This window comes from Mesorhizobium sp. M1142 (assembly GCF_040318565.1).
Classification (GTDB): Bacteria; Pseudomonadota; Alphaproteobacteria; order Rhizobiales; family Rhizobiaceae; genus Mesorhizobium.
This window is the reverse complement of the sequence record NZ_JAMYMK010000034.1, coordinates 1-26,956: the sequence shown is the minus strand read 5'-3', so window position 1 is coordinate 26,956 and position 26,956 is coordinate 1. Positions and strand designations below refer to the sequence as shown.

General features: G+C 68.0%; 14 protein-coding genes and 1 pseudogene. 3 read left to right on the top strand and 12 right to left on the bottom strand.

Features of this window, described 5'->3' with window-relative positions; all coding sequences use genetic code 11:
• Positions 1 to 473 precede the first annotated feature (473 nt).
• Positions 474 to 1,232 (top strand): annotated as a pseudogene (locus NKH42_RS29525) (MFS transporter); the annotation flags it as partial.
• Positions 1,233 to 1,526: 294 nt separating this feature from the next.
• Here the strand turns inward: NKH42_RS29525 and NKH42_RS29520 are convergent.
• From NKH42_RS29520 to NKH42_RS29465, 12 genes are all read right to left on the bottom strand, one after another.
• Positions 1,527 to 2,351: a 4'-phosphopantetheinyl transferase family protein gene (locus NKH42_RS29520; protein WP_352753375.1), complete on the bottom strand. Its 825-nt coding sequence runs from the start codon at positions 2,349 to 2,351 to the stop codon at positions 1,527 to 1,529.
• A 21-nt stretch (positions 2,352 to 2,372) separates the two neighbouring features.
• Positions 2,373 to 3,053, bottom strand: a complete 681-nt coding sequence (locus tag NKH42_RS29515) for a hypothetical protein (RefSeq protein ID WP_352753378.1) — start codon at positions 3,051 to 3,053, stop codon at positions 2,373 to 2,375.
• Between the two features lie 13 nt (positions 3,054 to 3,066).
• Positions 3,067 to 3,888, bottom strand: coding sequence for a thioesterase II family protein (locus tag NKH42_RS29510; RefSeq protein WP_352753379.1), 822 nt, complete (start codon positions 3,886 to 3,888; stop codon positions 3,067 to 3,069).
• Positions 3,888 to 4,112 (bottom strand): MbtH family protein, encoded by a 225-nt coding sequence (locus NKH42_RS29505; protein ID WP_352753381.1) that lies wholly within the window; start codon positions 4,110 to 4,112, stop codon positions 3,888 to 3,890. The genes NKH42_RS29510 and NKH42_RS29505 overlap by 1 nt, the downstream gene beginning before the upstream one ends.
• 15 nt (positions 4,113 to 4,127) lie before the next feature.
• Positions 4,128 to 4,961 carry a hypothetical protein gene (locus tag NKH42_RS29500; RefSeq protein WP_352753384.1) on the bottom strand — a complete coding sequence of 278 codons (834 nt, stop codon included), beginning with the start codon at positions 4,959 to 4,961 and terminating at the stop codon, positions 4,128 to 4,130.
• Between the two features lie 12 nt (positions 4,962 to 4,973).
• Positions 4,974 to 6,236: a hypothetical protein gene (locus NKH42_RS29495; protein ID WP_352757189.1), complete on the bottom strand. Its 1,263-nt coding sequence runs from the start codon at positions 6,234 to 6,236 to the stop codon at positions 4,974 to 4,976.
• 12 nt (positions 6,237 to 6,248) lie between these two features.
• Complete coding sequence (locus NKH42_RS29490) at positions 6,249 to 8,216, bottom strand: gamma-glutamyltransferase (protein WP_352753387.1); 1,968 nt, start codon at positions 8,214 to 8,216, stop codon at positions 6,249 to 6,251.
• Entirely contained in the window at positions 8,216 to 11,353 is a 3,138-nt protein-coding gene (locus NKH42_RS29485) for a non-ribosomal peptide synthetase (RefSeq protein ID WP_352753388.1), read from the bottom strand. Before NKH42_RS29485 ends, NKH42_RS29490 begins: the two co-directional genes overlap by 1 nt.
• Positions 11,350 to 17,199 carry a non-ribosomal peptide synthetase gene (locus NKH42_RS29480; protein ID WP_352753389.1) on the bottom strand — a complete coding sequence of 1,950 codons (5,850 nt, stop codon included), beginning with the start codon at positions 17,197 to 17,199 and terminating at the stop codon, positions 11,350 to 11,352. The genes NKH42_RS29485 and NKH42_RS29480 overlap by 4 nt, the downstream gene beginning before the upstream one ends.
• On the bottom strand, positions 17,186 to 21,640 hold the full coding sequence (locus NKH42_RS29475; RefSeq protein WP_352753390.1) for a non-ribosomal peptide synthetase: 4,455 nt from the start codon (positions 21,638 to 21,640) through the stop codon (positions 17,186 to 17,188). The genes NKH42_RS29480 and NKH42_RS29475 overlap by 14 nt, the downstream gene beginning before the upstream one ends.
• A gap of 17 nt (positions 21,641 to 21,657) precedes the next feature.
• A complete protein-coding gene (locus NKH42_RS29470) occupies positions 21,658 to 24,840 on the bottom strand; it encodes a non-ribosomal peptide synthetase (RefSeq protein ID WP_352974701.1) in 3,183 nt (1,060 codons plus the stop codon).
• A gap of 62 nt (positions 24,841 to 24,902) precedes the next feature.
• Positions 24,903 to 25,280, bottom strand: a complete 378-nt coding sequence (locus NKH42_RS29465) for a hypothetical protein (protein ID WP_352753394.1) — start codon at positions 25,278 to 25,280, stop codon at positions 24,903 to 24,905.
• Positions 25,281 to 25,448: 168 nt separating this feature from the next.
• Between NKH42_RS29465 and NKH42_RS29460 the strand changes: the two genes are divergently transcribed.
• The gene (locus NKH42_RS29460; RefSeq protein WP_352753396.1) at positions 25,449 to 25,874 is read left to right on the top strand and encodes a hypothetical protein; all 426 of its coding nucleotides are present in this window, start codon (positions 25,449 to 25,451) and stop codon (positions 25,872 to 25,874) included.
• Positions 25,875 to 26,085: 211 nt separating this feature from the next.
• Positions 26,086 to 26,463 (top strand): oxidoreductase dimerization domain-containing protein, encoded by a 378-nt coding sequence (locus tag NKH42_RS29455; RefSeq protein ID WP_352753398.1) that lies wholly within the window; start codon positions 26,086 to 26,088, stop codon positions 26,461 to 26,463.
• Positions 26,464 to 26,956 lie beyond the last annotated feature (493 nt).

The following is a 26,956-nucleotide window of genomic DNA, read 5'->3' as shown; positions in this document are numbered from 1 at the left end:
CCTCGACCTTTCCAATTCGGCGGGTCTGTCCCAGTGGCAGCTCAACATGGCTTGCGGAGACGCCCGGACCGAGTTGCCTTCTGGCCTGACGAGGCCTGAAGATTGGCCCTGTCAATTCCAGCAGGAATAGTTGTCGGCAAGCCTGCGATGATCCTGAGACTCGCCGCTCGTTCATCGGAGAGGCTATTGGACATTGGAGAGCGGGATGCAGGTCCGCTACGCACGAAATTCAACAGAAGAGCAGGTCGCGGAACTGGAGGCCAAATACGTGACCTCAAAGCCGCTGGTTGCGAGGAGGTCTTTTCAGAGCAGGTATCAGCCCTGGGGGATCGGCAGGAACTCGATCGTACGCTCAAGTTCCTGCGCACTGGCAGGCGGCGGTGACCTCAAGAGGCCGACATGAGGGTTATCTTATTTCCAATCTCGGCCCTACTTCTTTCCGTTGCAATTCTTATTACCGGGAACGGGCTGCAATGGACGCTGATACCAGTCAGAGCCGATATCGAGAATTTCAGCCCATTCGCAATCGGATTGCTTGGTTCTTCCTACTATGCGGGGTTCGCACTGGGCTGCGTCTTCGGCGGCGCCTGATCCAGCGAGCCGGCCATATCCGCGCTTTCAGTGCGTTTGCGTCGATCGCTTCTGTCGTCGCGCTGCTACACTCATTGACAAGTGAACCTGCCACCTGGTGGGGTCTACGGCTGGTGACAGGCTTCTGTTTTGCGGGCCTCGACCTCATCATAGAAAGTTGGCTGAACGAGCGTGCAAGCAACAAGAACCGGGGGTTGATCATGGGCATCTACACCATGATCCCCTTGCTTGTGAACGTGGTCGGCCAGATGTTGCTTACGCTCGGCGATCCAAATAACTTTCTCCTGTTCGCCTTGGTCTCGATCCTGATCTCGCTGGCGGTGGTTCCCATTGCGCTTACCGCGTCCACGCCACGGGCCCCACTCGGTCAAGCCAGGCTTCGGCCTATCGCACTCTATCGATGTTCGCCAGTCGGAGTTGTCGGCGTCTTCCTCGCCGGCGTTGCCACGGGAGCGTTCTGGTCCCTTGGTCCGACCTATGTCCTCGGGCTTGGTGCAGACACATCGGGCATTGCCATTTTCATGTCGATCGCCGTCCTCGGCGGCGCGCTGGTGCAATGGCCGATAGGACGGTTCTCCAATACGCTGGACCGTCGCATAGTCGTCATGGCCGCCAGTCTCGTGGGAGTTGTGGCGGCCGTCACATTGTCCCATGCTCCATCTCGAGGAGAGGTTGTTCCGATCGATCCTGGCGGCAATCTTCGGTGCATCGGCGCTGCCGCTCTATGCCATTTGCGCGGCGCATGCCTTCGATCACACCATCGCCGAAAATACCGTCGAGGAGGCAAGAAGAAATGCCGTGCTCGCCAGGAGCCGGCGACGGGACAGTGGAAAATCGGGCATGCTACCCCCGGGACGACGCCAGGTTTGGGGTGCACCGCACCACTTGCGGCGCGGCGAATTCTTGGCCTGCGCCGCAGGCCAACGCCAGCCATATTATTCTGCGCGAAGCGGGACGGAAGAAATTTCCGGGGCGGCAGTGCCGCTTCGCCGCGATGGGTCGGTGAGCTTCACCGCCGAGCCGACGAGCCCGTGAAGATGGAAGAGGCCGCAGGAACGGGCGAAGCCCTGCAGCCTGTCGGCAACGCCGGGCAGATTGTAGGCGGGAGAAAAGGCCAGGCGATCCATGTCGATCCGCGTATCGACGTCCTGAAAATAGAACATCGTCTTCGTCAGGCCGTATTGTGCCTTGAACGCCGCTTCCTTCGCCGAGAACACGAAAGAGCGCATCAAATCGCGCTCCGCCGCGGCCAGGCGATTGCACGAGTCGATCTCCGGCTTCGTCATGATCTCGGGTGCGAGCCTTTCCGGCACTCCGGGGTGCTCTTCGATGTCGAGGCCGAGACCGGCGACGTCGCGCGTTCGCGCCATCGCCACGGCGCACCACCGCCGGCTGTGGGTAATGCTGCCCACGATACCGGGGGGCCATACCGGCGCCCGATCCCGCCCCGCAGGGAGCACCAGATCGGACAGCCCGAGCAGGAGGGCCGCCTCCCGGGCGAGAAGGCGGCCGGCCACGAACTCGCGGATGCGCTTGTCCACCGCCCTCTCGACGGCGGGCCGCTCCAGCGGGTGCAAAAGGTCGAGCGAAGGCGGCACCGAATCGAGCGGGACGACGAGCACGGCGATCTCCTCGCCCGTTCCAAGCGCTCCGGAGAGCGCTGCGCGTATTGCCTCCGCACCGGACGTTTCCGCGACACGCTGCGGTCCGGTCCGGTCCATGGGTACCTTCAGGCGCAAAACTCGATTCCCGATGGTCATCCGCCCGGCCTGCCGCGCAGGTCAGTGAAGGCGCTGCCAGTTCGACCGGACGATCGCGCCGAGCAGCAAGGCATGCGCCGCGACCGTCTGGTCCCTTGGCCTGAGATCCGAAAGCTTGCTTCCCGCAAGTGCCTCTGCCACGGAATCGGAGTAGTCCCGCGCGTCGTCCAGGAAGCTGTTCTGGGCGTTCTCGGCGACGGTGCTGAGGCCGCGATAATAGTTGGTGACGATGTCGAGCAGCCGCTTCTCCGCCGCCGCCTGCCGCTGCACCGTATGACGCACGAGCGTGGCAAACGCTTCTGCCACCGCAGCTGCATCGCGCTTCTCGACGGCATCCGTGAGATCGCGAACGAACGACATGGTCGGATCGGATGAGGCCACGTCATTCTTCAGCTTCTCCACGTCGGTCGTCACCTTGTCGATCACCTGCTGGCATTCCTTGGTCACTTGCGATTGGAGCTGCTGCAGTCCGGCGTGGAATGCGGAGAAGGTCTCTTCGATCGTGCTTTCCGCCTTGGTCTTGCGCGATTTCGGCGCGCTGGACGACGACGAACCGGTCGAACTGGCGGCAGCCGATGCGGTCGAACGTGTCGTACTCCTGCGCGTCGTTCTCGGCGCGGACGACTTGGATGTCGAAGGCCCTTCGCGCTCGGGCTTCTTACCCTCGCCGCTTTCGGGGTTGGTGTTCGGCTCGTTTGCCATGTCAGAATCTCCTCTACAGGTCGGTATTGCAGTTGGCGTTCGCCTCTCGTGAGGCTTCGGAGCGCTCCCGGCTTCCCCAGATCAGCGCGAGCGCGGTCGAGACGGCGTCCAGCCATGTCCCCCGCGGGTCCATGACGGCGAAGTGATCGCCATCATGCGTCAGCGAATGGAACCCGGCGTCGGTGTATCCGTCCCAACCGTGGGCGGCGTGGGGTGGCGCCAGGCAATCCTGGTCGCCCGAAATTAGCACGATCGGCACCGAAAGTGGATCGACATGTTCGTGCCTGTAGTCCTCCACGAGACGAAAGTCGGCCCGGATCAGCGGTAACAGCAGATCGATGAGTTCGCCGTTGTCCGACACCCCGGGCGGCATGCCGCCAAGGCGTTCGAGCACTGCCAGGAACTCGGTGTCCGGCATGCCGGCGACCCGTGGGCACAATCCATCGGTGTGGGGCGGGTGGAGGCCCGAGACGATCAGTCCGGCCAGATGGGCGAAGCCGGTCCGAGTCAGCCGGCACGCTGCGAGATAGGCAACGAGCGAGCCCATGCTGTGGCCGAGAAGGACGGTCGGACGGGGTGGCAGCGAGCCGACCGCGCCGGCGACCTCTCGGCCCGCTTCGTCGGCGTCGGCGATCGGCAGCTCGCAGAAGCGCGTCTCGCGGCCGGGAAGCCGGACGAAGACCATCTCCGTCGCCTGGTCGACCGCTGCGGCCCAGTTCGCCACCGTGTTCGGTCCAGCCCCGGCATGGGGAATCGCCACGACCCGGCGCAGGGCCTGTCGTGCGCTCGCGGCCCGGGCGACGAGGAGGCCCGACCTGTCGAGACGTGCTTCCATCAGCGCGCGCTCCGCGAGCGTTCCATCTGTCGCCTCAAGCTGGCGGGCCGCATGTCGGTCCAGTTCTCCTCGATGTAGGCGAGGCACTCTCCCTTGGTCCCCGAGGCTCCCACCTTCCGCCAGCCCGTCGGAACGTCGCGCCCCTCGGGCCAGATCGAGTATTGCTCCTCGTCGTTGATCACCACGTCGAAGGTGACGGTCTCGTCGTCGAAGATGTTCGTCATCTTTCCTCATGCTCCCTAGCGTTCCCTGTCCACCTTGATGGACAGGTGCAGGCGCCGCCGCTTCGCAGCGCCGTGCGGTTTCAGCGTAATGGCAAACTTCTTGTCGCCGGCCGTGCTCGCGACGGCGCGGAGGCGGAAGTCCCGCAGCGCGACATCTCCGTCCCGCGACCTGACGACCACCCGCGTCGGCCGGTCCGTGCGAGGGACCGGCCAGGCCGCCCGCGTGTCGGGGGGCGGGGCGATGATGCTGCCCAGATCCACCCCCGCTCTGCCTTCGCTGGTCGCCGCCGCCACCGCGATATCGAGGGGCATCGCCGCGCCGATGGCTGCCCTTAGAGGCGCGCCAGCAGCCTCCTCCTCCTCCGTCTCCGCGGCGTCGCCGAGGAAGCTGTCCACCACCGTGTCCGAGAGGGCGACGAGATCGGTGGTGCCCTCGACCAGGATCAGCGTCACGACGAGGTTGGCAGCCAGGCAAACCACGGTCGCTCCATCCTCCGACCGGAATCGGACACCCGTCCATGCGTCGGGGTCGTCCCTGGCGTAGGTTCCGCCTTGCCGCGCCGCCAGCCGCGCGATCAGCGCATCGACCGCGACCGAATTGTCCCGGTAGGCCTGGACATCGGTCCGTACCACGACGCCGGCCGTGTTCTCCCAGAGCCCGGTCGCGAGTTGCTCGTCGTCGCCCACCTGCACGAACTGGTCCGAAACGAGGGTCCAATCGGCGAGTTCGGCGTCCTCCAGCGCCACATTCCAGGCGAACATCCCTTCCGCTCCCCGCCGCACGGTCTCCAGGTGCTCCTCGTCGAGTTTGAGGAACTGCCTGAGGCGAGCCAATTCCAGATCCCGCATCACGTACTCCCGTCAGAACACGGCGCGGCGCACGCGGAGCGTGGGCTGCGCCTTGCAAAGATCGCGTCCGAACGGAGCCGCCAGGCAATCCCGGTATTGACCGTCATTGACGGATCCGAATCGCAGGCCTGTCGGGAGCAGTAACTCGACGGGGCCCAGGGCGGTGTTCGAGTTGACCTCCAGGCAGGCATCGTACACCAGATCGTCCTCGGTGGCCTCACCCGACCACGCGACCTCGTGGTAGTTGAACAATCCGACCCCGCAGGGCGGTAGGACCAGCGTATCGCCTATCGCAAGGATGGGGTTGACGGGGAACGCCCGCTCGAAGTCCCGCATCTGCGACTGCCACAAGGCAGCGCCGACGAGGTTGGCAAAGGTCGAGACGAAGGTCGCGCAATCCGAGCAGTTGACGTACTGGCCGAGGCCCCGGCCGCCCCCAAGTCGCTGCAGGAACATCGTCAGGTTGAACAGCGGGCTGAGGTTGAACTCGCTGTAGACCGTCACGGCGCCGATCGGACAACCATATTGGAAGAACTCGCCGCCGAGGTCGTAGACGGCGTGCGTGATCCTCTGGCAGGCGTCGCCGATGTCGGTCGCGCCGGCCGCCCACTGTGTGGCCACCTCGAGCGCCTCGATCCAGGGAAGCTGCGTGTTGTTCGCCGTGAACGGCTGCTGAACCCAGGGACGCTCCGGCGTCTTGAGTACCGTGTAGATCTTGTGCTGCGTCACCTGGAACGGGCGCAGCGTCCCGCCGGGAGTCTGGCTGGCCCAGTGCCAGGTGAGGACGTGACGTCCAATTCCCAGCGTCTTGAGCTTGGCGCCCGTCGGCTTGAACGCCATCCAGTCGCTGTTGCCGTTCCCGTCGAAGGTCACCGCGGTCGGCGCCAGCGCGCCCAGCACGTTGCTGTTGGTCTCGTTGGCGAATGTGGCGACGATCTGCAGATACTGCCGCACAGCCAGGTAGAGCGGATAGTTGAGAAAGACGAGCGCATTGAGCTGGTCCTCGAGGAAGGCCGGTAGGTTGAAGCTGTCGGGCGTGTCGGCGAGCACCAGCACCGTCTTGTTGGCATGCTCCGGCGCGCGGAACCGGGCGAAGACCCTGAGATCGTCGAGATCGACATCCGCCGCCGAGTAGCAGGCGACCGAGCTGAAGAAAGTGTCGCCAGGCTCCCACTCCGGGAGGCGCGCGGCGGAGACTGCGTTGAGACGCACGTTCAGCGCCGAATTCCTGCTCGAGAACTTGTCGTGGTTGAACAGCACACCGGACAATTTCATCCCGGACCCTCCTCACTTGGCATAGGCGCCGCCATCCAGGCTGGTTTTGGACACGGCCGCCTCGATGGCATCGCCGGCGAACCTCACCCCGGCCAGGTAGCCGAATGGCGGGTCCGTGCCGATCTCGCGGAGCGCGACGCGGCGCCGTCCGAGCTCCGCCACGACCTCCGGCTCCAGCGTGCCCGGCAAGACGAGGTTCACCGGGACGAGCGAGGAACGCAGGACGACGGGGAGCAGGACGGCGCAGAGCGCGGCGGCGAGCGGCAGCGCGGCGCGCCAAAGGCCGATCGATGGAATGGCGAATGCCACGCAGAGGAAGGCGGCGGCGCCCAGACCCAGGATGACACGTGGCCAGTCGAGGGCCGCGATGCAGGCCCGGCAGCCGGCGATTCCCCCGACGAGGACACCGACCGAGAAGGTCGCGCTGGCGAGACATGCCCCGGCCAGCAGCAGCCGCGTCACCACCGGAAGGGGCGCGGATATGGCAAGACAGGACAGCAGAACCGCCAGAGCGATGACCCCGAGTCCGACCTGGAACCAGCCGATGGCTGGCCAGATCGAGCGCAGGACCTGCGGCTGCCCGAGCGCCTCGGCCAGACCACGGCCCTCCGCCACCATGCCGAACGTGACCTGGAGCATCAGCTCCGACACCGAACCGCCGATGGCGCCAGCGGCAGCGTACGGGCGTCCGTCCCGCGTGGTGATCATTGGTACTAGCCCGTTGGGTACCCGGTCGCCTGGACCGAGGTCGCGCAGCAGACGCTGCTGGAAACTCGCCGAGTCCGGCAGCGCCACGCCGTCGACGAAGATGCCGAGTTCGCCCCATGCCGTCGTGTTGATCGAGTGGCAGAGCACCACGACCTGGCCGTCGGGAGCCGCCACTGCCACGACGTCGCTGTGGCCGGCCGTCCCTGCCGAGCCGGCAAGCCGTTCGGCCAGCGGGATCGGGCCCGCAGCCGGCGGGAGCCCCTTCCCCTGGGCCAGGACATAGCAGCGGTGCGAGGCCCGAATGATCCTCTCCCAGCGCGTCGCCGGGTCGGCCGTGGGCTGGGCGCCCGCCGTGCCCTGAAGCTCGGCCAGCGCATCGATCAGGCAGCGTCCTCCGAGCTGGCTCGTATCCGCATTCACCCTGTAGGGGGGGAGGTCGAGGCTCTCCGGCGCGGTCCATTCCGCTCTGTAGGCCTCGAAGTCGGTCATCGACAGATCGCCGCCGGCCGACGCCGCGGCCGCCACGAAGCGGCCGGCCCAGTCTCCGGTCTGGAGTGCCTCGGGCCCCTTCGAGGCCAGCTGCGCCAGGAGCGACGCGAGTTGCGGTTGCTGCAGTGTGTCGCCTGCCTGGAGAAGCCGACCTGCCGGGGCAAAGATCGCGGCCGCCTCATCGCTTCGCCGCAGTATGTCGGCGCGGAATCCGATCAGCTGCGCGAGGTTGTGGCTGACCGGCACGCCCTCCGAGGCGGCGCGGATCGGGGCGGCCAGGATCTCGGACCATGGCGCGCTGCCGAATCTCCCGTGAAGCTCCGCCGTTCCCATGAGGAAACCGGGCGTGAGGACCCCCCGGCCGCTGCGTTTCGACTGGCTCGGGATCTGCCCCGGGCGCGTTTCGCCCAGTGGCACGCGGTAGCCCGCGTCGAGCGCCGACAGGGATCCCGTGTCGGGGTCGTAGACCATCGCAGACAGGATGCCAGACAGGCTGACCCAGCTGCCGCCGGAGGCGACGATCTGGCTGAACGCCAGCGAAAGAGCGGCGTCGGCAGCGCTCATCCGTCCTTCTTCGACCAGAGGCAGGATTTCGGCCGCGGCCTGCGCGGCCGAGGTGACGGCGACGGCCGTCCGCGTGCCGGTGGCCGTGGTGGCGTGAGAGGTCTGCCGGATGGCCGAGCGGTACTCGGCTCCGTTCAGCGTCTGAACCTCATTCGCCTTTGCCGGCATGGCTGCGAGCACCTCGATCGTAAGAGCCAGGAACAGGGCCGTGGCACCCATCACCGCCGCGGCTCCTCCACCGCCACGAGCTTGCCCCTCGCGCGCTGGATGCGCGGGCTCGCTGGCGCCGGCACCTGCCGCGCAAGGGCCGCGGCCATGTCCGCCAGCGACGGCCGCTCGAAAATGACGTGCAGCGGCAGGCGGACGCCCGTCTGCTTCAGCACGCGCGAGGCCAGCTGCATGGCCAGCACCGAGTGGCCGCCGAGCGCGAAGAAATCGTCCCGCCGGCCGGGCTCGGGAACGGACAGCAAGTCCGCCCAGATCGCCGCCAGCCGCTTCTCGATCTCGGTGTGCGGCGGCTCGGATCGCCGCGAGCTCGCTCCATTCACCCTGCCCAGCAAGGCGCCGACGGCGGACCGGTCGATCTTGCCGTTCGGAAGGCAGGGGAGGCGGTCGATTGCGACCAGGCGGTCAGGCCACATGTGGCGCGGCAGCAGGCGCGTCACGGCCGCGCGCACCGACTCCATGTCCGGGCTGGAGCCCGGCCGGGGCAGGACCGCGACCGTCAGCGCTCCGTCCTCTATCGCGAGGGCGACCGCCGCGGCAACGCCGTCCTGCGCGGCGCAGATCGCCTCGATCTCCTCCGGCTCCATCCTCGTGCCGCGCAAATTGATCTGGTGATCCGTGCGTCCTGCGAAGATGAGCTGTCCGTCGTGCCGCCTGCGCGCCAGATCGCCGGTGCGGAACATGCGCTCGCCCCGGCGGTGGAGATCGGGCAGGAAGCGGGCGGCGGTCTCCCGCGGGTTGCGGAGATAGCCGCGTGCGAGGCCCGCGCCGCAAACGTACAGCTCGCCGATTGCGCCGACGGGGACCGGCCTCAACCTGTCGTCGAGAAGCCGGATCTCGATCCCCGAAATGTCGGTGCCGATGGGGATCGTGTCGCCCGGCCGGGCGAGATCGCAGACATGGACCGTGATGTCCGCCATCACCTCGGAAGAACCGTAGAGGTTCACGAGCGTGACGTGCGGCAGCCTCTCTGCGAACGACCGGACGAGTTCGGCCCGGAGCGACTCGCCGCTCGATGTCACCATCCGCAGCCGGGGCAGTTCCTGGCCGGCGGCCTCGATATGCCCGAGAATTGCGGTGAGCAGCGAGGGAACACAAATCAGCCGTGTCACGGACTGCGCCGCCAGCAGGTCGCACAGGGCGGCGGGATCACGTTGCGTCTCCTCGGGCGCGATCACCAGCGGACTTCCGCCGAGCACCGGCGCGAGGATCTCTGCGATCGCGTCGACGAAGCCGAGCTGGGTCTTGTGGACGGACCGGTCATCGGCCGCGAATGGCCAGGCCTGCCATGCCCAGATCAGCCTGTTGGACAGCGCCCCGTGCGTCTGCACCACCGCCTTGGGCTGTCCCGTCGAACCCGAGGTGAAGACGAGGAAGGCTGCATCGGAGGGGCGGAGCCCCCTGGCCGGCGGGGCCGGCCGGGCGGTGCCTCGCGGATCGACGACGGGGAGGTCGCTTCCCTCGGGGGCGATTCCGACGATGCAGCGCGGACTAGCAATCGCGAACATCTGCCGTTGCCGCTCGAGCGGGTAGCCCGGATCGACCAGCAGGAAGGCGGCGCCTGCGGTCAGGACCGCGACCATCGCGGTGACGAGGTCGGCACCCTCGGTCCCGCGTATCGCCACGACGTCGCCGCGCTCGACACCCGCCGCCTGCAGCCGGCCCCTGACCTGCGCCGCGCGCTGGTCGAGTTCCGCCACCGTCAGTTGGCGGCCACCCTCGATCACGCAGACGGCATCGGGCGTGGCCTTCATGCGGTTGCGCCAGAGGACGTCCACGGACAGGGCGTCGATCGTCTCGCGGGAGGGTTGCCTGCGCTCGGCCTCGGTCAGCGGCATCACGTCCGCGACCGGACCCATCGGGGCGCGGGCCATCGCCTCGCATACCGACACGAACTGCTCGAGGATTGTCCGTGCGCCCTCCCGCGAGAGCCTCGCCTCCTCGTAGAGCACCTTGAGGGAGATGCGCTCCGCCGGCGCGATGAGCAGCGTCAGCGGATAGTTGGTGCGTTCGAAGGCGAAGGCCTGTCCGGTCCCCGCTTTCGTCGCGCCGGGAAGGTTCTCGAAGATGAACAGCGTCTCGAACATCGCAGTCCCGTTTGCGACCTCGCTCCAGCCCTGGATGTCGGTCAGCGAGCAATGTTCGAAATCGCGCTGCCGTGTCGCGCTCGCCTGCGCCTGGCGCAGCGTGTCGGCCACGTTCGCACCCGCGGCGATGGGAATGCGCCGGGGAACGGTGTTGATGAACAGGCCGATCATCTCCTCGACGCCGTCGAGATCGGCGGGACGACCCGAGACGATCGTCCCGAACACCGCCTCGTCACGCGCCGAGAGTCGTGAAAGCAGGATCGCCCAGGCCACCTGGAAGACGGTGCTCAGCGTCACCCTCTCGGTCCGGGCAAGCTTCTGCAGCCGGCCAGTCAGGTCTGCGGGGATGTCCCGCAGCAGGTGCCCTACCGAACGGCCCCCGGAAGGTGACGGTTCGCGCAGGACGGGGAGCGGTATCGGGCCGGCCAGACCGTGCAGCGCTTCGGCCCAATAGCGCCGCGATTCCTCGGGATCGCGGCGGCCGAGCCAGCTCAGGAATTCGGCGTAGCTCGGCGCCGGGGCGAGGCTCGGCGTCTGGCCCGCCTCCAGCGCACGATAGACCTCCCAGATCTCTCGGAAGAGCCGGTTCAGGCTCCACCCGTCGAGAAGCGCGTGATGGAAGGTGAAGAGGAGTTGGCAGGCGTTCCGCCCGACGCGAACGATCGTGGCCCGGAAGAGCGGCGCCCGCCGCAAGTCGAAGGCGCGGGAGCGATCCTGCTCGAGCAGGGACTGGAACCTCCCGCCCTGTTCGTCGGAAGGCAACAGCGACCAGTCGAGGTGCTCCACCGGAATCCGGACCTTGCGGAAGACGACCTGCACCGGCGCTTTCACGCTCTCCCAGAAGAAGCCCGTGCGCAGCGCCTGGTGGCGCCGGGTCGCGTGGTCGAGCGCCCGCTGGAGGATCTCGGGGGACATGGCCAGGCCGACACCGAACGTCACCTGCTCGACGTAGAAGCTGTCCGCAGGATGCATGGCCGAATGGAACACCATGCCCTTCTGCAGCGGGGTCATGTCGTGAACGGCCTCAATATCAGGAGATGTCATGATGCCTCTCCATCTGCCAACTCGGAAAGGATGGCCTCGAAGTCCTCGGCATCGATGTCGACCTGCGCGGTCGGTGTACGCCCCGAATCGCGCCTCAGTGCGTCCATCAGATCCCGGATCTCGGCCAGGAACCGGTTGGCGAGTGCGCGCGCAGCATCGGCGTGGACGGGGTGGCAGTGGACCACGTCGAAGCTCAGCGTCTGCTCGGCCACCTGGCCGGAGACCTCAAGCCAGTGGTGCCGGAGCATCTCCGGGTCGCGATTGTCGCCATCTGACTCCGGGGCCTGCTGCACCGTTGCGAAGCGCGCGGCGGCGGGCTCGAACTGACCGAGGTAGTTGAACGAGACCGCTGCTTCGGGAAGATCGGACAGCCGGTCCTCGGCACCATATCGCAAGAGGCCGTAGGCAAGCGCGTGCGGAGCGGCCTCCGCCACTCTCTCCTCTACCCGCGCGAGCGTCGCCAGCGGCGTCTCGCCCTCGCATGCGTCGATCGGGACCGGATGGATGCGGGTGAACCATCCGACCGTCCGGCTGAGGTCGAGGGAGTCGTCCGGCCCGTCGCGGCCGTGCCCCTCGAGGTCTACGAGAACCGATTCGCCGCGGCACGTCCGCCACGCGCGGGCAAAGGCTGCGAGCAGCACCACGTCCATGCCGCACTTCCGGCGCGGCACCAGTTCGATGAGCAACTCCGCCGTTTCTTCGGGCGTCAGCGCGATATGCGCACTCGCCGTGTGGGCGACGGTGTTTTGGGCAGCGTCGCCGGGCGCGGCAATGGCCGGGACCGCGACCGTGGAGAGGAGTTCGCGCCAGAACGTCTCGGCGGCCTGAATGGACTCGGCTCCGGCAAGCCGTCCCAGGTACTCGCTCCAGTCCAGGAACGAGGAGGTCTTCGGCGGCAGCCTCAGTTCCTCGCCGCGCAGCCCCTTGGCGTAAAGGGTCCAGAAATCCTCCATCAGGATCCGCCAGGACACGCCGTCGACCAGGAGGTGATGGAACACGAACAGCAGGCGCGCGGGCTGCGCCAGCCCGAAGTCGAGAAGCAGGACACGGTAAAGGGGGCTCTTCTCCAGGTTCAGCGACCGCTGCGCGCGCTGGCAGTTGTCCTCGATCGCCTTCGTCCAGAACTTGCCGTTCACCCCGCTCATATCCAGTGCGAAGAAGGGGACCTCGTCGAAGGGCGGGCCGAACTCCAGTCTTCCGCCGACGAGCTGCGCCCGCATCACGTCGTGGTGAGTCTGAAGCGCGCGCATCACGGATTTCACCAGTGGCGCCGAAAGCGCCTGGTTCACCGTGAGCAGCAGCGACTGGTTGAAATGCGCGAGGTTCCCGTGGTGCCTTAGGAACCAGCGGATGATGGGAGTCGGCTCCGCCGTCCCTGTCACCGGATCCTGCCGGATCGGCGCCGCCGTCTGCCGGGCCGCCTTTGCGAGCTCGCCGATGGTCTGGTGCTCGAAAAGGTCGCGGGGCTTCAGGCTCACGCCGCGGGCCTTGGCGCGCGCGATGACCTGGATCGACATGATCGAGTCGCCCCCGAGTTCGAAGAAGTTGTCGTTTCGTCCGATGCGACGGATCTTGAGGAGGCTTGCCCAGATGTCGGCGAGGATGTCCTCGACGGGGGATTGCGGCGGGACGTAGCCGGCCGAGGTCTGGCGTATGCCGTCGGGGTCGGGGAGGGCGGCGCGGTCGATCTTGCCGTTGGCCGTCAGCGGGATGCGGTCGAGCACCACGAAGGACTGCGGCACCATGTGGTCGGGCAGGAGGGCGCCGAGATGCTCCCTGAGCTCAGGCACCAGCCGCTCGGAGAACAGGCCTTGGAGCGGTGCGTTGGCGTGCGGCTGGAGCGGTGCGCCGCGGTCCTCCAGTGCCGGCTCGAGGAGCCGGCGGCGGTCGTCCGGCGGCCAGAACACGACGTCGAAGCCGCCATGGCCGTCGGGCGGGCGGATGTCGGCGCGCCAGCCCGACGCCTCGGCCGCCGCGGCGAGCGCCTCGGCATCGACCGCCTTGCCGGCCGGCGGCAGCGCCTGGCCGAGGCGGGCGCAGGTGGCGCGCGCGCCGAGGCTGCGCGCGTCGGGGACACGCCGCAGCGCCAGCGGCTCCGTCCGCGAGGCCAGCGTAGCAGCGAGGCCGGCCGGGCCCTCGGCGGCGGCCCAGGCCGTCCCGTCCTGCCAGGCGAACTCGGCCGGCGGTGCTGCGGGTGCTTCGCCCGGAACGCGCAGCACCACGTCGTAGCGGAACACCGTCAGCTCGTTCACGGCGCGGCCGCGCTTGGCGCGCACCTCGACCGCCTGGAAGCCGAGGCGGGCGGCCAGCGGCGCGAACAGGCCCGGGTCGAGGCAGAGCTCCTGCTCGAGCTGCAGCGCCTGCGCCGCCCGCGCCGCGACCGTGCGGTCCGGCTCGTCCGCTGCTGCCCTGGCCATCGCGACGTCGGCATGGAAGGCTTCGAGCAGCGCCAGGTTGCGCAGGTCGCCGAGGAACAGCGCGCCGCCGGGCGCCAGCACCCGCCGTGCCTGCTCGAGGACCGTCACGAGATAGTCGAGCGAGGGGAAGTACTGCACCACCGAATTCAGGATCACCGTGTCGAAGCTCGCCGCGGCGAAGCCCGACAGTTCGTCGGCCCGCAGGTGGTGCAGCTCGAGCGCCTCCGGCAGGTCGGACTGCCCGGCGAGCCCGCTGAGCGCGATCTCCGAAAAGTCGATCCCGGCATAGCGTTCGGTCCCGGGCGCCAGACGCAGCGCCAGAAGCCCGGTGCCGCAGCCGATCTCCAGCACCCGGCGGGGCGAGAGCGCGGCGATGCGCGCCACCGTCGCCTCGACCCACTCGCGCATGTCGGCCTGCGGCAGCGGGGCGCCGTCATAGCTCGAGTTCCAGCCGGTGATGTCGAAGTCGCCCGGCGTTTCCTGCCCGGCCGCGCCATAGGTGGCGTCGTAGAGCGCCTGCCAGCGCGCCAGATGGTCCAGGGCGAGCGCCGCCGCCTCCTCGCCGCCGGGCAGGTCCTGCGTCACCCAGGCGACCAGGCGGCGATGGCCGGCGGCGTCCTCGCGCGGACCGACCACGGCGTCGCGCACGGCGGGGTGGGCGCGCAGCGCCTCCTCGACCTCGCCGGGTTCGATGCGGAAGCCGCGGATCTTGAGCTGGTGGTCGGTGCGGCCGAGGAACTGCAGCGTGCCGTCCTCGCGCCAGCGCACCACGTCGCCCGAGCGGTAGAGCCGCCCGCCGGCCCCCGGCCACGGCGGATCGAACGGGTCCGGCACGAACCGCTCCGCAGTCAGCCCCGGCCGCCCCAGATAGCCCCGCGCCAGACCCGCACCGCCAATGTAGAGCTCCCCCGGCACGCCGACCGGGCAAAGCCCCAGCCACGGGTCCAGAACCCGGACGTAACTCCCCAGAATCGCCCGCCCGATCGGTATCGTCGCGCCGGCGAGGTCTCCCGCCGCCACGCGGCGGCAGGTCGTGAACGTGGTGTTCTCAGTCGGTCCGTATGCGTGGATCAGGCGCAGCCTCGGCGCTCTTCGCAACGCCTCTCGAACATGCGGGATCGAGACGACGTCGCCGCCCGTCATGAGCTGGCGCAGGAGCAGCAGGGCGTCCGGCCGGACCTCGACGAGCTGTCGGAACAGGCCGGAGGTGATCCAGAGCGTCGTCACCTTGCGATCGCGGAGCACCTGCTCGAGCTCGTCGAGATCGGGCCTTGCATCCCTGAACATGACCAGGCGGCCGCCGTTCAGGAGCGGCCCCCAGATCTCGAGCGTCGCCGCGTCGAATGCGAGCGGCGCCACCTGCAGAAAGGTCTCGTCGGGCGCGTAGCGCGCGTAATCGGTTCCCCGCACCAGCCGGACGACCCCTTCGTGGGTGACGGCGATGCCCTTCGGACGACCGGTCGAGCCAGAGGTGAACATGACATAGGCGAGCCGGTCCGGCCGCCGCGCCGCAGCGGGCAGGCGCGGCCCCTGCCTCGCGGATGCGTCGTCCGGCTCGAGGACTTCGATGTCGTCCTCCGTCAGCAAGTCCGGGTTGCGGCCATCCGCGATCACCACGCGCGCGCCGCCGTCGCGGATCATCATCCGCAGCCGCTCGGCCGGGTAGGACGGATCGAGCGGCAGATACGCCGCCCCCGCCTTGAGCACGGCGAGCATCGCCACGACCACATCCGGACCCCGGTCCATCGCGAGGGCGACCCGATCGTCGAGCTTCACGCCGAGCGCCACGAGCCGGGCCGCCATCGCGGCGGAGCGCCCGTCGAGCTCGGCGTAGGTAATCCGCTCCCGCCCGTCCTGACTCTCGACGGCGACCTCGGACGCATGCTCGGCCGACGTCTCGGCGAAACATTCGATGATGGTCCTGTTGCTCGGCTCCGTGTTGGTCGAGCCCGAAAGGTCGAGAAGCCTGTTCACCTCCGTTCCGGTCTCGTAGGCGATGGCGCCCAGCTGGCGCGCCGGATCGGCGGCCACGTCGGCCAGAAGCGTCTCGTACCAGCGCATGATCCGGCCGGCGGTCGACGCGTCGAAGAGGTCGGTGGCGTATTCCAGCCGGGTCCGGATCTGCCCCCCGCTGACGAGGTGGTCTATGCGGAGATCGAACTTGGCCGTGCCGCTGGTGAACTCGGCGAGCTCCAGCGCGCCCGAGCTGGTGATCTTCCGGCCCTCGTCATGGTCAATCTGGAAGATCACGTTGACGAGCGGATTGACCGACAGGTCGCGGCTCGGCTGGAGCATCTCGACGATCTTCTCGAAGGGAATGTCCTGATGCTCGTAGGCCTCCATGGCGGTGCGCCGGACCTGCCGCAGATATTCGCGGAAGGTCATGCCGGCGGCCGGCCGCCCGCGCATCACCAGCGTGTTGACGAAGAACCCGATCAGCGGCTCGGTTTCCGGATGGTTGCGGTTGGCGACCGGCACTCCGACGGCCACGTCGTCGGTGCCGCAGATGCGGAAGAGCAGCGCCTGGAACGCCGCCAGAAGCACCATGAAGAGGCTCGCGTTTTCCTCGCGCGCAAGCTCCGCCAGTCGTTCCGAGACTTCTCCGGGCAGCGCGGCGTCGAGCACCGCGCCGCGGTAGCTGAACACCGCCGGCCGCGGCCTGTCTCCGGGCAGGTTGAGGAGCGCGACACCGTCCAGAGTGCGGCGCCAGTATTCGGCGTGGGTCAGCATCGTGGCGAGCGAATGCTGCTGGCGCTGCCATGCCGCGAAGTCGGCATACTGAACCTTCAGCGGCGGCATCGCCGGTGCCTTGCCCTCGGCGATCGCGGCGTAGAACTGCGAGAGTTCGCGGACGAAGATCTTCATCGACCAGCCGTCGCAGACGATGTGATGGATCGACAGCAGGCACAGAAATTTCTGTTTGTCGATCTGCAGCATGGTGACGCGAAGCAGCGGTCCGCACTGCAGGTCGAAAGGCCGCCGCGCCTCCTCCTCGGAGAGGCGGATCGCGTGCCTGACCCGGTCGCGGAGCGGCAGCATCTGCAGGTCGATCACCGGCAGCGGCACCTTCATCTCCGGCAGCACCACTTGGTGCCCCCGCCCGTCGATGTCGCGAAACACCGTCCTCAACGCCTCGTGGCGTTCGATGATCCGGTTCAGTGCCCGTTCGAGCACGCCGAGATTGAACTGCCCGGTGAGTTCGAAGACGGCGCTTTCGGAGTAGAAGGGGTTGCCGGGGACCAGCTTGTCGAGAAACCAGAGCCGCTCCTGCGCGAACGAAAGGCGCGACGGCCGGTCCCCCTGGCGGCGCGGGATGCCGGCATCTTCCTTCTTGCGTGCCTTCAGGAAGTCGGCAATCAGCGCATGGCGCTGTGCCTCGCCCTGCATCGTCGCACGGTTGGACTCCGTCCCGGTTTCACGCATCGACATCGGCCTCCGCCTCCGTTCCCACCACGGCCAGGATCAGCGCCTCGATGCACGCGGCCATGTCCGCCAGCTGAGGCCGGTCGAACACCTCCGCCAGCGGCAACGTGACCCCGGCCGCAGCGCGCACGCGCGAGACCAGCTGCGTGGCCGAGAGCGAATGGCCCCCGAGTTCGAAGAAGTTGTCGTTTCGTCCGATGCGACGGATCTTGAGGAGGCTTGCCCAGATGTCGGCGAGGATGTCCTCGACGGGGGATTGCGGCGGGACGTAGCCGGCCGAGGTCTGGCGTATGCCGTCGGGGTCGGGGAGGGCGGCGCGGTCGATCTTGCCGTTGGCCGTCAGCGGGATGCGGTCGAGCACCACGAAGGACTGCGGCACCATGTGGTCGGGCAGGAGGGCGCCGAGATGCTCCCTGAGCTCAGGCACCAGCCGCTCGGAGAACAGGCCTTGGAGCGGTGCGTTGGCGTGCGGCTGGAGCGGTGCGCCGCGGTCCTCCAGTGCCGGCTCGAGGAGCCGGCGGCGGTCGTCCGGCGGCCAGAACACGACGTCGAAGCCGCCATGGCCGTCGGGCGGGCGGATGTCGGCGCGCCAGCCCGACGCCTCGGCCGCCGCGGCGAGCGCCTCGGCATCGACCGCCTTGCCGGCCGGCGGCAGCGCCTGGCCGAGGCGGGCGCAGGTGGCGCGCGCGCCGAGGCTGCGCGCGTCGGGGACACGCCGCAGCGCCAGCGGCTCCGTCCGCGAGGCCAGCGTAGCAGCGAGGCCGGCCGGGCCCTCGGCGGCGGCCCAGGCCGTCCCGTCCTGCCAGGCGAACTCGGCCGGCGGTGCTGCGGGTGCTTCGCCCGGAACGCGCAGCACCACGTCGTAGCGGAACACCGTCAGCTCGTTCACGGCGCGGCCGCGCTTGGCGCGCACCTCGACCGCCTGGAAGCCGAGGCGGGCGGCCAGCGGCGCGAACAGGCCCGGGTCGAGGCAGAGCTCCTGCTCGAGCTGCAGCGCCTGCGCCGCCCGCGCCGCGACCGTGCGGTCCGGCTCGTCCGCTGCTGCCCTGGCCATCGCGACGTCGGCATGGAAGGCTTCGAGCAGCGCCAGGTTGCGCAGGTCGCCGAGGAACAGCGCGCCGCCGGGCGCCAGCACCCGCCGTGCCTGCTCGAGGACCGTCACGAGATAGTCGAGCGAGGGGAAGTACTGCACCACCGAATTCAGGATCACCGTGTCGAAGCTCGCCGCGGCGAAGCCCGACAGTTCGTCGGCCCGCAGGTGGTGCAGCTCGAGCGCCTCCGGCAGGTCGGACTGCCCGGCGAGCCCGCTGAGCGCGATCTCCGAAAAGTCGATCCCGGCATAGCGTTCGGTCCCGGGCGCCAGACGCAGCGCCAGAAGCCCGGTGCCGCAGCCGATCTCCAGCACCCGGCGGGGCGAGAGCGCGGCGATGCGCGCCACCGTCGCCTCGACCCACTCGCGCATGTCGGCCTGCGGCAGCGGGGCGCCGTCATAGCTCGAGTTCCAGCCGGTGATGTCGAAGTCGCCCGGCGTTTCCTGCCCGGCCGCGCCATAGGTGGCGTCGTAGAGCGCCTGCCAGCGCGCCAGATGGTCCAGGGCGAGCGCCGCCGCCTCCTCGCCGCCGGGCAGGTCCTGCGTCACCCAGGCGACCAGGCGGCGATGGCCGGCGGCGTCCTCGCGCGGACCGACCACGGCGTCGCGCACGGCGGGGTGGGCGCGCAGCGCCTCCTCGACCTCGCCGGGTTCGATGCGGAAGCCGCGGATCTTGAGCTGGTGGTCGGTGCGGCCGAGGAACTGCAGCGTGCCGTCCTCGCGCCAGCGCACCACGTCGCCCGAGCGGTAGAGCCGCCCGCCGGCCCCCGGCCACGGCGGATCGAACGGGTCCGGCACGAACCGCTCCGCAGTCAGCCCCGGCCGCCCCAGATAGCCCCGCGCCAGACCCGCACCGCCAATGTAGAGCTCCCCCGGCACGCCGACCGGGCAAAGCCCCAGCCACGGGTCCAGAACCCGGACGTAACTCCCCAGAATCGCCCGCCCGATCGGTATCGTCGCGCCGTCATCCTCGACGCCGATCGCGTCCGAGGCGGTGGTGACGACGCTGTCCTCGCTCGGGCCGTAATGGTTATAGACCGGTGCCGGGACGCGCTCGTCGGGCCGGATCGTTATGCGGTCGCCGCCGGTCAGGATCGCCGCCAGCCGCATTCCCTCGGGCCATGTCTCGGCGAAGGCTGCTTCGGCCAGTGGGGTGGGCAGGAAGCTGTGCGTGACCTCGCGCGCAGCGAGGACCTCGAGCACCTTCTCGGCCGATCCGCGCGTCTCGTCGCCGAGGATCACGAGCGATCCGCCGCAGGCGAGATAGGGCCAGCTTTCCCAGACACAGGCATCGTAGGAAGTGGCGGCAACGAGCGACCCGCGCGCATTTGCGTCCAGGGCGTATCGCTCCACATGCCAGTCGACCAGCGCCTCGAGCCCGCGATGCGTGATGCCGGCACCCTTCGGGCGGCCCGTCGACCCGGAGGTGTAGATCAGATAGGCGAGCGCTTCGGGATGCGGTACGGGAAGATCGGGCCAAGCCGCGCGATTCGCGCCGTTCGCTAGCTCCGCGATCTCGAGAATGTCGACCGCGAGAGCGTCGAGCTTCGGAGCGCGGTCCGTGGTCAGGACCACCGGCGCGCCCGAATCGGTGATCATATAGACGACGCGCTCCATCGGGTAACGGACGTCGACCGACACGTAGCAGAGGCCGGCCCGCATGATCGCGAGCTGTGCCACCACCATGTCGGGACCTCGCTCGGCGAAGACGGCGATCGGTGTCTCCGGAGCGAGGCCGCGGGCGAGGAGGGCCCGGGCGATGCAGGCGGACCGCTCCTCGATCTTGCCGAAGGTGATCGTGTCTCCGTCTTCGGTCAATAGGGCGGGCGCTTCGGGCCGGGCCAGCGCCTGGCCGGCGATCCGGTCGGCGACCCGCAGATCCAGGGCCGTCGGGTGCGGGCGCCCGGCCCAGGGGCCGAGAAACTTCTGGAGTTCGTCGTCGCTCGGCAGGCGGATATCGCCGACGCGGATCTCGGGTTCCCCGAGGAGCGCCGTCAGGACACGCTCGTACTGACGGACGAGACGCCGGATCCGGGCCTGGTCGAAGAGGTCCGTGTTGTATTCGAGCCAGCCCCCGAGCGTCGTGTCGTCGTCGATGAGCGTGAAGGCCATGTCGAAGATCGACGTGCCCCGCTCGGCCTGCGAGACCGCCGACGCCGCCCCGTTGCCATGCCTTGCCTTCGGCGGTGCGAACAGCTGGAACACCACCTGGAATATCGGATTGCGGGTAATGTCCCGCTCCGGCTGCAACGTCTCGACGACCTTGTCGAACGGGATATCCTGGTTGGCGAGCGCGCCGCGGGTCTTGTCGCGCACGCTCGCCAGAACGTCCCGCAACCGGTCGTGCCGATGGACCGGAATCCTGAGGACCTGCTCGTTCACGAAGAAGCCGATCAGCGGCTCGAGCTCGGTCCGCGTGCGGCCTGCGCTGGGCGAACCGATCACGATCTCGTCCTGGCCGGTGTGCCTGTGGAGCAGGCTGGCGAAGGCGCAGAGCAGCAGGTTGTGGAGCGTCGTCTCCTGCTCGCGGGCCACGCGGCGCGCAGCCTTGGTGAGCTGCCGCGAAAGCCGCAGCGGCTCGGTCGCGCCGCGGAAGGACGGCCGGGCCGGGCGCGGTCGGTCGGTCGGAAAGTCGAGCTGCTCGATTCCGTCGAGCTCGCGGCGCCAGTAGTCGAGCTGCGAGGCGAGCTCGCCGCCCTCGATCGACCGGCGCTGCCAGCGGGAGAAATCGGTGTATTGAAGCGTGAGCGGCTGCAGCTCGGGCTCACGCCCCGCGGCCAGGGCCAGGTAGCGGGCGATGATCTCCTCCCACAGGAGACCCATCGACCAGCCGTCGGTTGCAATGTGGTGGACGGTAAGCAAGAGGACCCAGCTGATGGGAGCCAATTTCAGGAGGCGGGCCCGGAGGAGGGGCGCGACCGCGAGGTCGAAGGGGGCAGCAGCTTCCTCCGTGGCCGCCAGCGCCAGTTCCCCCTCCAGCCGGGCCTTCGGCATCCCGGTGAGGTCGTCGACACGCAGGTGAAATTCGACCTCCTTCTCCACGTGCTGGAGCGGAGCGGGGTCGCCGCGGAGAAAGCGCGTCCTCAGCGTTCCGTGGCGCGCCATGACGCCACGGATCGACGTCTCGAGGAGCGCGGGATCCAACGCCAGGCCGAGCGGAATCGTCACCGAGACGTTGTAGAACGGATTGCCCGGCGAGAGCTGATCCAGGAACAGGAGCCGCTGCTGCGCGAAGGAGGTGGGATGGATGCCGGCATTGGGCCGGATCTCGATGCTCGCCGTACCGGCGTCCTGCGGCGGCAGCGCATGAAGCTTGTCCCTGAGGCTCCGAAGCCGATGGGTCGTGCCGAGTTCCATGTCGTCAGTCCTCAGTGTCAGGACGAAAGAACTTCCTCAATGGCCGAAAGTCTGTCCGCGTTCGCCCCGTCGCGCCGCAGGGCGTCGACGAGGGTCTCGACGGTGGAATGGTCGAAGATGAGGTGCAGCGGAAAGTCGATGCCGAGCACGTCGCGCATGCTTGCGACGGCACGTATCGCCAGGAGGGAGTGGCCGCCGAGATCGGAAAAGAAGTCTTCGCCGATGCTCACTGCGTCGCGGTCGAGTATATCGGCCCAGATCGTCGCAACCGCCTCGTCGACGTGCGAGCGCAATTCGATGACGGCCGGCTTGTCCTGCGGCGGCTCAGCGGCGGCGAGCGCCACGCGATCGGTCTTGCCGCTGACGAGGAGCGGGAAGGCCGGCAGCGCCACGACGCGGTCCGGCAGCATCTGTCTGGGGAGCCACGTCTCGAGGTGGCGGCGGAGCTCGACCGCGCTGCGCGTGGTCTCGGCATAGGCGAGGAGAAGGCCTCCCTTCATGTCGCACGCGGCCCTGCCGACGTCGGCGTGCAGCAGGAGTGCCGCCTCGATCTCGCCGGTTTCGATCCGGATGCCGGAGCGCTTCACCTGCCCGTCGAGGCGGCCCTTGTAGTCGAGCCGCCCGTCGGGCCGGCGGACGAAGCGGTCGCCGGTCCGGTAGATTCGCGCGCCGTCGGCGGAGAATGGATCCGGCATGAACCGCTCGGCAGTCAGCCCGGGATCGCCGAGATAGCCGCGGGCAACGCCAGCGCCGCCGATCCAGAGCTCGCCGGGGTGCCCGGCCGGAATACGTTCCAGTCTTGGACCAAGAAGGTAGAGACGGTTGTCGTCGACCGCCTCGGTCACCGACTCGGGCCGGCCGGCGCCGTCCGAGTCCGCTCCGATCGCCGATTGGACGCATGTCTCTGCCGGGCCGTAGAGGTTCACGAGGCCGCAACCGGGCAGAGCGTCCCTCGTCGCCGTGACGAGCCCCGGCTCCAGCGGCTCGCCGCCCGTGAACAGGAGCCTGAGTTCGGTGCACTCCGAGATTTCGAGATCATCGAGGACGAGCCGCAGCATCGACGGCACGAGCTGCAGCATGGTGATGCGACGCGCCCGGAGTTCGGCGACGATCCGGCGCGGGTCGCGGTGCGTCTCCGGATCGGCCACGACAAGGCGGAAGCCGGCGCAGAGTGGCAGGAACAGCTCCCACAGGCTGGCGTCGAAGACGAGCGGCGTCTTGAACAGGATTGCGTCGTCCCCCGTCGTGGCGAAGCGGCGCCCGAGCCAGTCCATCTGGTTGGCAATTGCCGCGTGGGTCTGGGCTATGGCCTTCGGCCTGCCGGTGCTCCCCGACGTCAGGATCACGTAAGCGAGCTGGCCCGGTGACGGGGCGTCCACCGGCGCGAACTTCCCGACGGCCGTCGCGAGCGCCCCGATGGCGACCGACGGACAGGCCGCCGGCACCTCGCCGCCATCCTCGTCGAGGATCACGAGAGTGCAGCCGGTAAGGGTGACGATGTCTGCGTTTCGGCCCGGCGGGTTCTCGATGCTGAGCGGCATGAACGCCGCGCCGGCTGCCAGCACGCCGAGCGCCGCGATGACCAGCCGCTCCGACCTGTCGAGGTTCAGCGCGACCACGTTCTCGGGCCCGACACCCCTTGCCCGGAGACCCGCGGCCACCGCTTCGACCCGCCTCACGAGCTCCGCGCCCGAAAGCGTGACGTCGCCGCATTCGACGACGATCCGGTCCATCTCCGCCTCGCAGCATCGGCGGATCCGGGTCCAGAGATCGGGTCCGGCCCGGGTCTTCCCCGGAGGCGGGGCGTGTTCGGCAGCGTCGCCGCCGCTCACGAGGGGCAGATCGTGGATCGGTAGGCGGGGTGCGCGGAGGGCGGCGGAAAGCGAGGTCAGGAACGCGTCGGCCATCGCCGCGACGGTTGCCGGGTCGAACAGCGCGGTGTCGAACTCGACCTGGCCGTGGATGGCGGGTCCGTCGAACCAGAAATTCCAGGCCATGTCGAACAGCGCAGTGCCCTTGTCGATCGGCATGATGCTGCCCTGCCGGCCTGGGGCGGCTGCGCCGAGCGATACCTTTTGGCCGGGCGTGGAGAAGAGTTGGGCGGTGACCTGGAAGAGCGGGTTCCGGCTGGGATCGCGCGTGATGTCGAGGTCCTCGACGAGCCGCTCGAACGGGTAATCGGCATGCGACAGCGCCTCGGCCACCGTGCGTCCGGCGCGGCCGACGACCTCGGTGAAATCCGGCGCTCCCGAAAGGTCGATCCGCAGGACGACCGAGTTCACGAAGAACCCGATCATCTGCTCCAGTTCCTCGCGGTCCCGGTTGGCGACGGGCGTGCCGATGACCACTTCGGTCTGGCCGGCATAGCGTCCCAGGACCACCGAAAGCCCTGCCAGCAGCACCGCGAACGGGGTTGTGCGGGCCCGCTGCGCCGCCGTCACCAGGGCGCGAGCGGTCTCGGCGGACAGCGCGAGCGAATGCGTTGCGCCACGGTGCGCCTGGCTGGTGGGCCGGGCGAAATCCGTCGGAAGGTCGAACTGCTCCGCGGCGGCGAGCTGGCGAAGCCAGAACTGCCGCTGCGGCTCGAGCGCCCCGGAGGACAGCTGCTCGCGTTGCCAGACGGCGTAGTCGCCATATTGCAGATCGGGCTCCGGCAGGCTCGGGCGCCGGCCGGCCACGGCATCCGCGTAGAGCGTCGTCAGCTCGTGCCAGAACACGCCCATCGACCACCCGTCCGAGACGATATGATGCATCGTGGCGAGGAACAGGTGCCGGTCGCCGGACAGCCGGAGAAGGCGGAAGCGGGCGAGCGGCGCGATGCGCAGGTCGAAGGGCCGGCCGGCCTCGCGAGTCGTGATCTCGGCCAGTTCCGCTTTCTCTTCCTTGCCGGATCGCGACACGTCGGTGAAGGGCAGGGCGAACGGCTCGAACGGCGTCACCACGACCGTGGGCTCTTCCCCTCCCTCACGAATGCAGCAGCGCAGCGACTCGTGACGGCGCACGACCTCGTTCAAGGCAAGTCCCAACGCGGTGCGGTTGACGTTGCCCGGCAGCGGCACGGCGAGCGGCAGGTTGTAGAAGGGGCTCCCGCTCGTCAGCTTGTCGAGGAACCAGAGGCGGGACTGGGCATGGGACAGGGGATATTCCAGCAGGCGCCGGTCGAGGTCGGGGGCATTTTCCGCTATCTGACCTCTCGGCATAGCCGATTCCCCCTATTCTTCTTGCCGCGTCTCACGTCGCGCGGCATCCCCGGGTCCCGGCCTCAGCCGGTTGGCATCTGCGGCCAGCCGGGTTGGAGACCGCTGAAGCTGTCGGTGGTCTGTCGAAGATCATCGACGTATTCTTGCTGGATCTTGCTTAGGCGTGTGTAGGCATCGCGGATCATGTCGACCATTTCCAGGTCGCGCTTGAGCCAGATGTACCAGCCGCCGAGCGGCGACTGCGCTTCGGAAATCCGCCTGGCATGGAGAATCGCAGTGTCGCGGACATCGACGAAGCTTCCGAGCATCACGTCGAGGTAGATGCGGGTCATATCCGGTCCGGTGGACTTTCCGAGAAACCCGGTTACGAGGATCGCATCGGGCGTGTCGGCAGGATTACCTACTATCTCGGAAACGAAATCGTCTTGGGGTAACCGCATGCTAGTGCACCGTCCAACGCATTCTACGGTAACTCTTCCAGTATTCGACCATATCACAGGCACTATTCTTAAGCAACACGAACGGCCGCCGGCCAGCAGTTCTCAATGTGAGCGAGTCGCAAGTGCATTGGGTCCAGGTGAGTCCGAAAGGCCACAGCCGTCGATGAAGTGACGCTGGCCCGGCCGAAGGGGATTCCCAAGGGCGGAGCAAATCAGATTCGTTTCGGCCATGCATGCGCTGGAGACCTGCTCGGTTCCCTGCGGCGGTGTCTGGAGCGGTTTCCCGACAAGCGCCGGGGGCTCAACGTGATCTATCTGATGACCGACATCGGCATGGCGGCGTTCTCGGTGTTCTTCATGCAGAGCCCGTCCTTTCTTTCGCATCAGCGACGTTTCGAGGAAGGGCATGGGCGCTCCAATTGCCAGGCCCTGTTCGGCCTGTCGAAGGTACCGAGCGACAATCACATCCGCGACATGCTGGACGCGGCGACGCCCGACCTGCTCAATCCGATGTTTTTTCGGAGACGGTCGAGTTCCTGCGGCGCAGCGAAGGCGGGCTGGACGATTTCCGCCGACTGGACGGCCGTCTGCTGATCGCCCTCGACGGGACCGAGTACCCCTGTTCCAAAATGATCCATTGCCGCCACTGCTCGCATCGCCTGCGCGGCGGGAGCAAGAACAAGCCCGCCCATACGGAGTATTTCCACACCATGCTGGCGGCGAGCATGGTGGCGCCGAGGCACGACAAGGTCATTCCGCTGGAGCCGGAGTTCATCGTTCCTCAGGACGGCGCCGACAAGCAGGATTGCGAGAGACGGCGGTCCCGAATGTCTGGGCAATCGGCGAATGCGCGGGAAGCCCACAATTCACCCATATGTCGCTCGACGACTTCCGCGTCATCCGCGACAATCTGGCGGGCGGCGAACGATCGACCAACGGACGGATGGCGCCTTATTGCATGTTCATCGATCCGCCTCTTGCCAGGGTCGGGCTGAGCGAGGACGACGCGCGCGACAAGGGAGTGGCGGTGCGAGTGGCGAAGCTGCCGATGAAGGCGCTTCTGCGGACGCGTACGACCTCGGAGACAGCCGGCTTCATGAAGGCGCTTGTCGGGTCAGATGACATGATCGTCGGATTCACGATGATTGGCCAGGAGGCTGGCGAGGTCGTGGCCGTCGTCTAGACCGCCATGACTGCGAATCTGCCCTATACGACGCTGCGCGATGCCATCCTCACCCATCCGACGATGGCAGAAGGACTGAATGCCTTGTTCGGCAATGTTCCGTCCGGATGACGATCGGCCCGCTGTCGGGGCAGTTGGCACAGAAATGGTCGCTCAGGACCGCGATCTGCGCTCACTGAATGTCAGCTTCTCAAGTTTTACGTCCCTGAACCGGACAGTCAGCAACCGGCCCCAATGCGGTCATTCTGGAGCATGGCTCCGAACGTTCGCAAACGAGGTTAGCTAGAGTGGACTGTATGGCGTCACGGGAGCATACGGAACGATACGGGAAGATTTCTGATTTTGCCCACGAAAAAGTCAATAAAATCAAAGATTTTAATACGCCCTCCGGGCCCACCATTGGCTCCTGGGTACGACCCGGAGACATGGGTAACAGAATGTACCTAAGACATGGGTGACAACCTCGTGCCGAACGGGTTGTCGATGGTCTGCA

Coding starts and splice junctions, on each gene's coding strand:
- NKH42_RS29520 (WP_352753375.1), bottom strand. CDS start 2,351: ATGACCATCGGGAATCGAGTTTTGCGCCTGAAGGTACCCATGGACCGG.
- NKH42_RS29485 (WP_352753388.1), bottom strand. CDS start 11,353: ATGACATCTCCTGATATTGAGGCCGTTCACGACATGACCCCGCTGCAG.
- NKH42_RS29500 (WP_352753384.1), bottom strand. CDS start 4,961: ATGCGGGATCTGGAATTGGCTCGCCTCAGGCAGTTCCTCAAACTCGAC.
- NKH42_RS29480 (WP_352753389.1), bottom strand. CDS start 17,199: ATGTCGATGCGTGAAACCGGGACGGAGTCCAACCGTGCGACGATGCAG.
- NKH42_RS29465 (WP_352753394.1), bottom strand. CDS start 25,280: ATGCGGTTACCCCAAGACGATTTCGTTTCCGAGATAGTAGGTAATCCT.
- NKH42_RS29510 (WP_352753379.1), bottom strand. CDS start 3,888: ATGGAAGCACGTCTCGACAGGTCGGGCCTCCTCGTCGCCCGGGCCGCG.
- NKH42_RS29475 (WP_352753390.1), bottom strand. CDS start 21,640: ATGGAACTCGGCACGACCCATCGGCTTCGGAGCCTCAGGGACAAGCTT.
- NKH42_RS29495 (WP_352757189.1), bottom strand. CDS start 6,236: ATGAAATTGTCCGGTGTGCTGTTCAACCACGACAAGTTCTCGAGCAGG.
- NKH42_RS29470 (WP_352974701.1), bottom strand. CDS start 24,840: ATGCCGAGAGGTCAGATAGCGGAAAATGCCCCCGACCTCGACCGGCGC.
- NKH42_RS29515 (WP_352753378.1), bottom strand. CDS start 3,053: ATGGCAAACGAGCCGAACACCAACCCCGAAAGCGGCGAGGGTAAGAAG.
- NKH42_RS29505 (WP_352753381.1), bottom strand. CDS start 4,112: ATGACGAACATCTTCGACGACGAGACCGTCACCTTCGACGTGGTGATC.
- NKH42_RS29490 (WP_352753387.1), bottom strand. CDS start 8,216: ATGGGTGCCACGGCCCTGTTCCTGGCTCTTACGATCGAGGTGCTCGCA.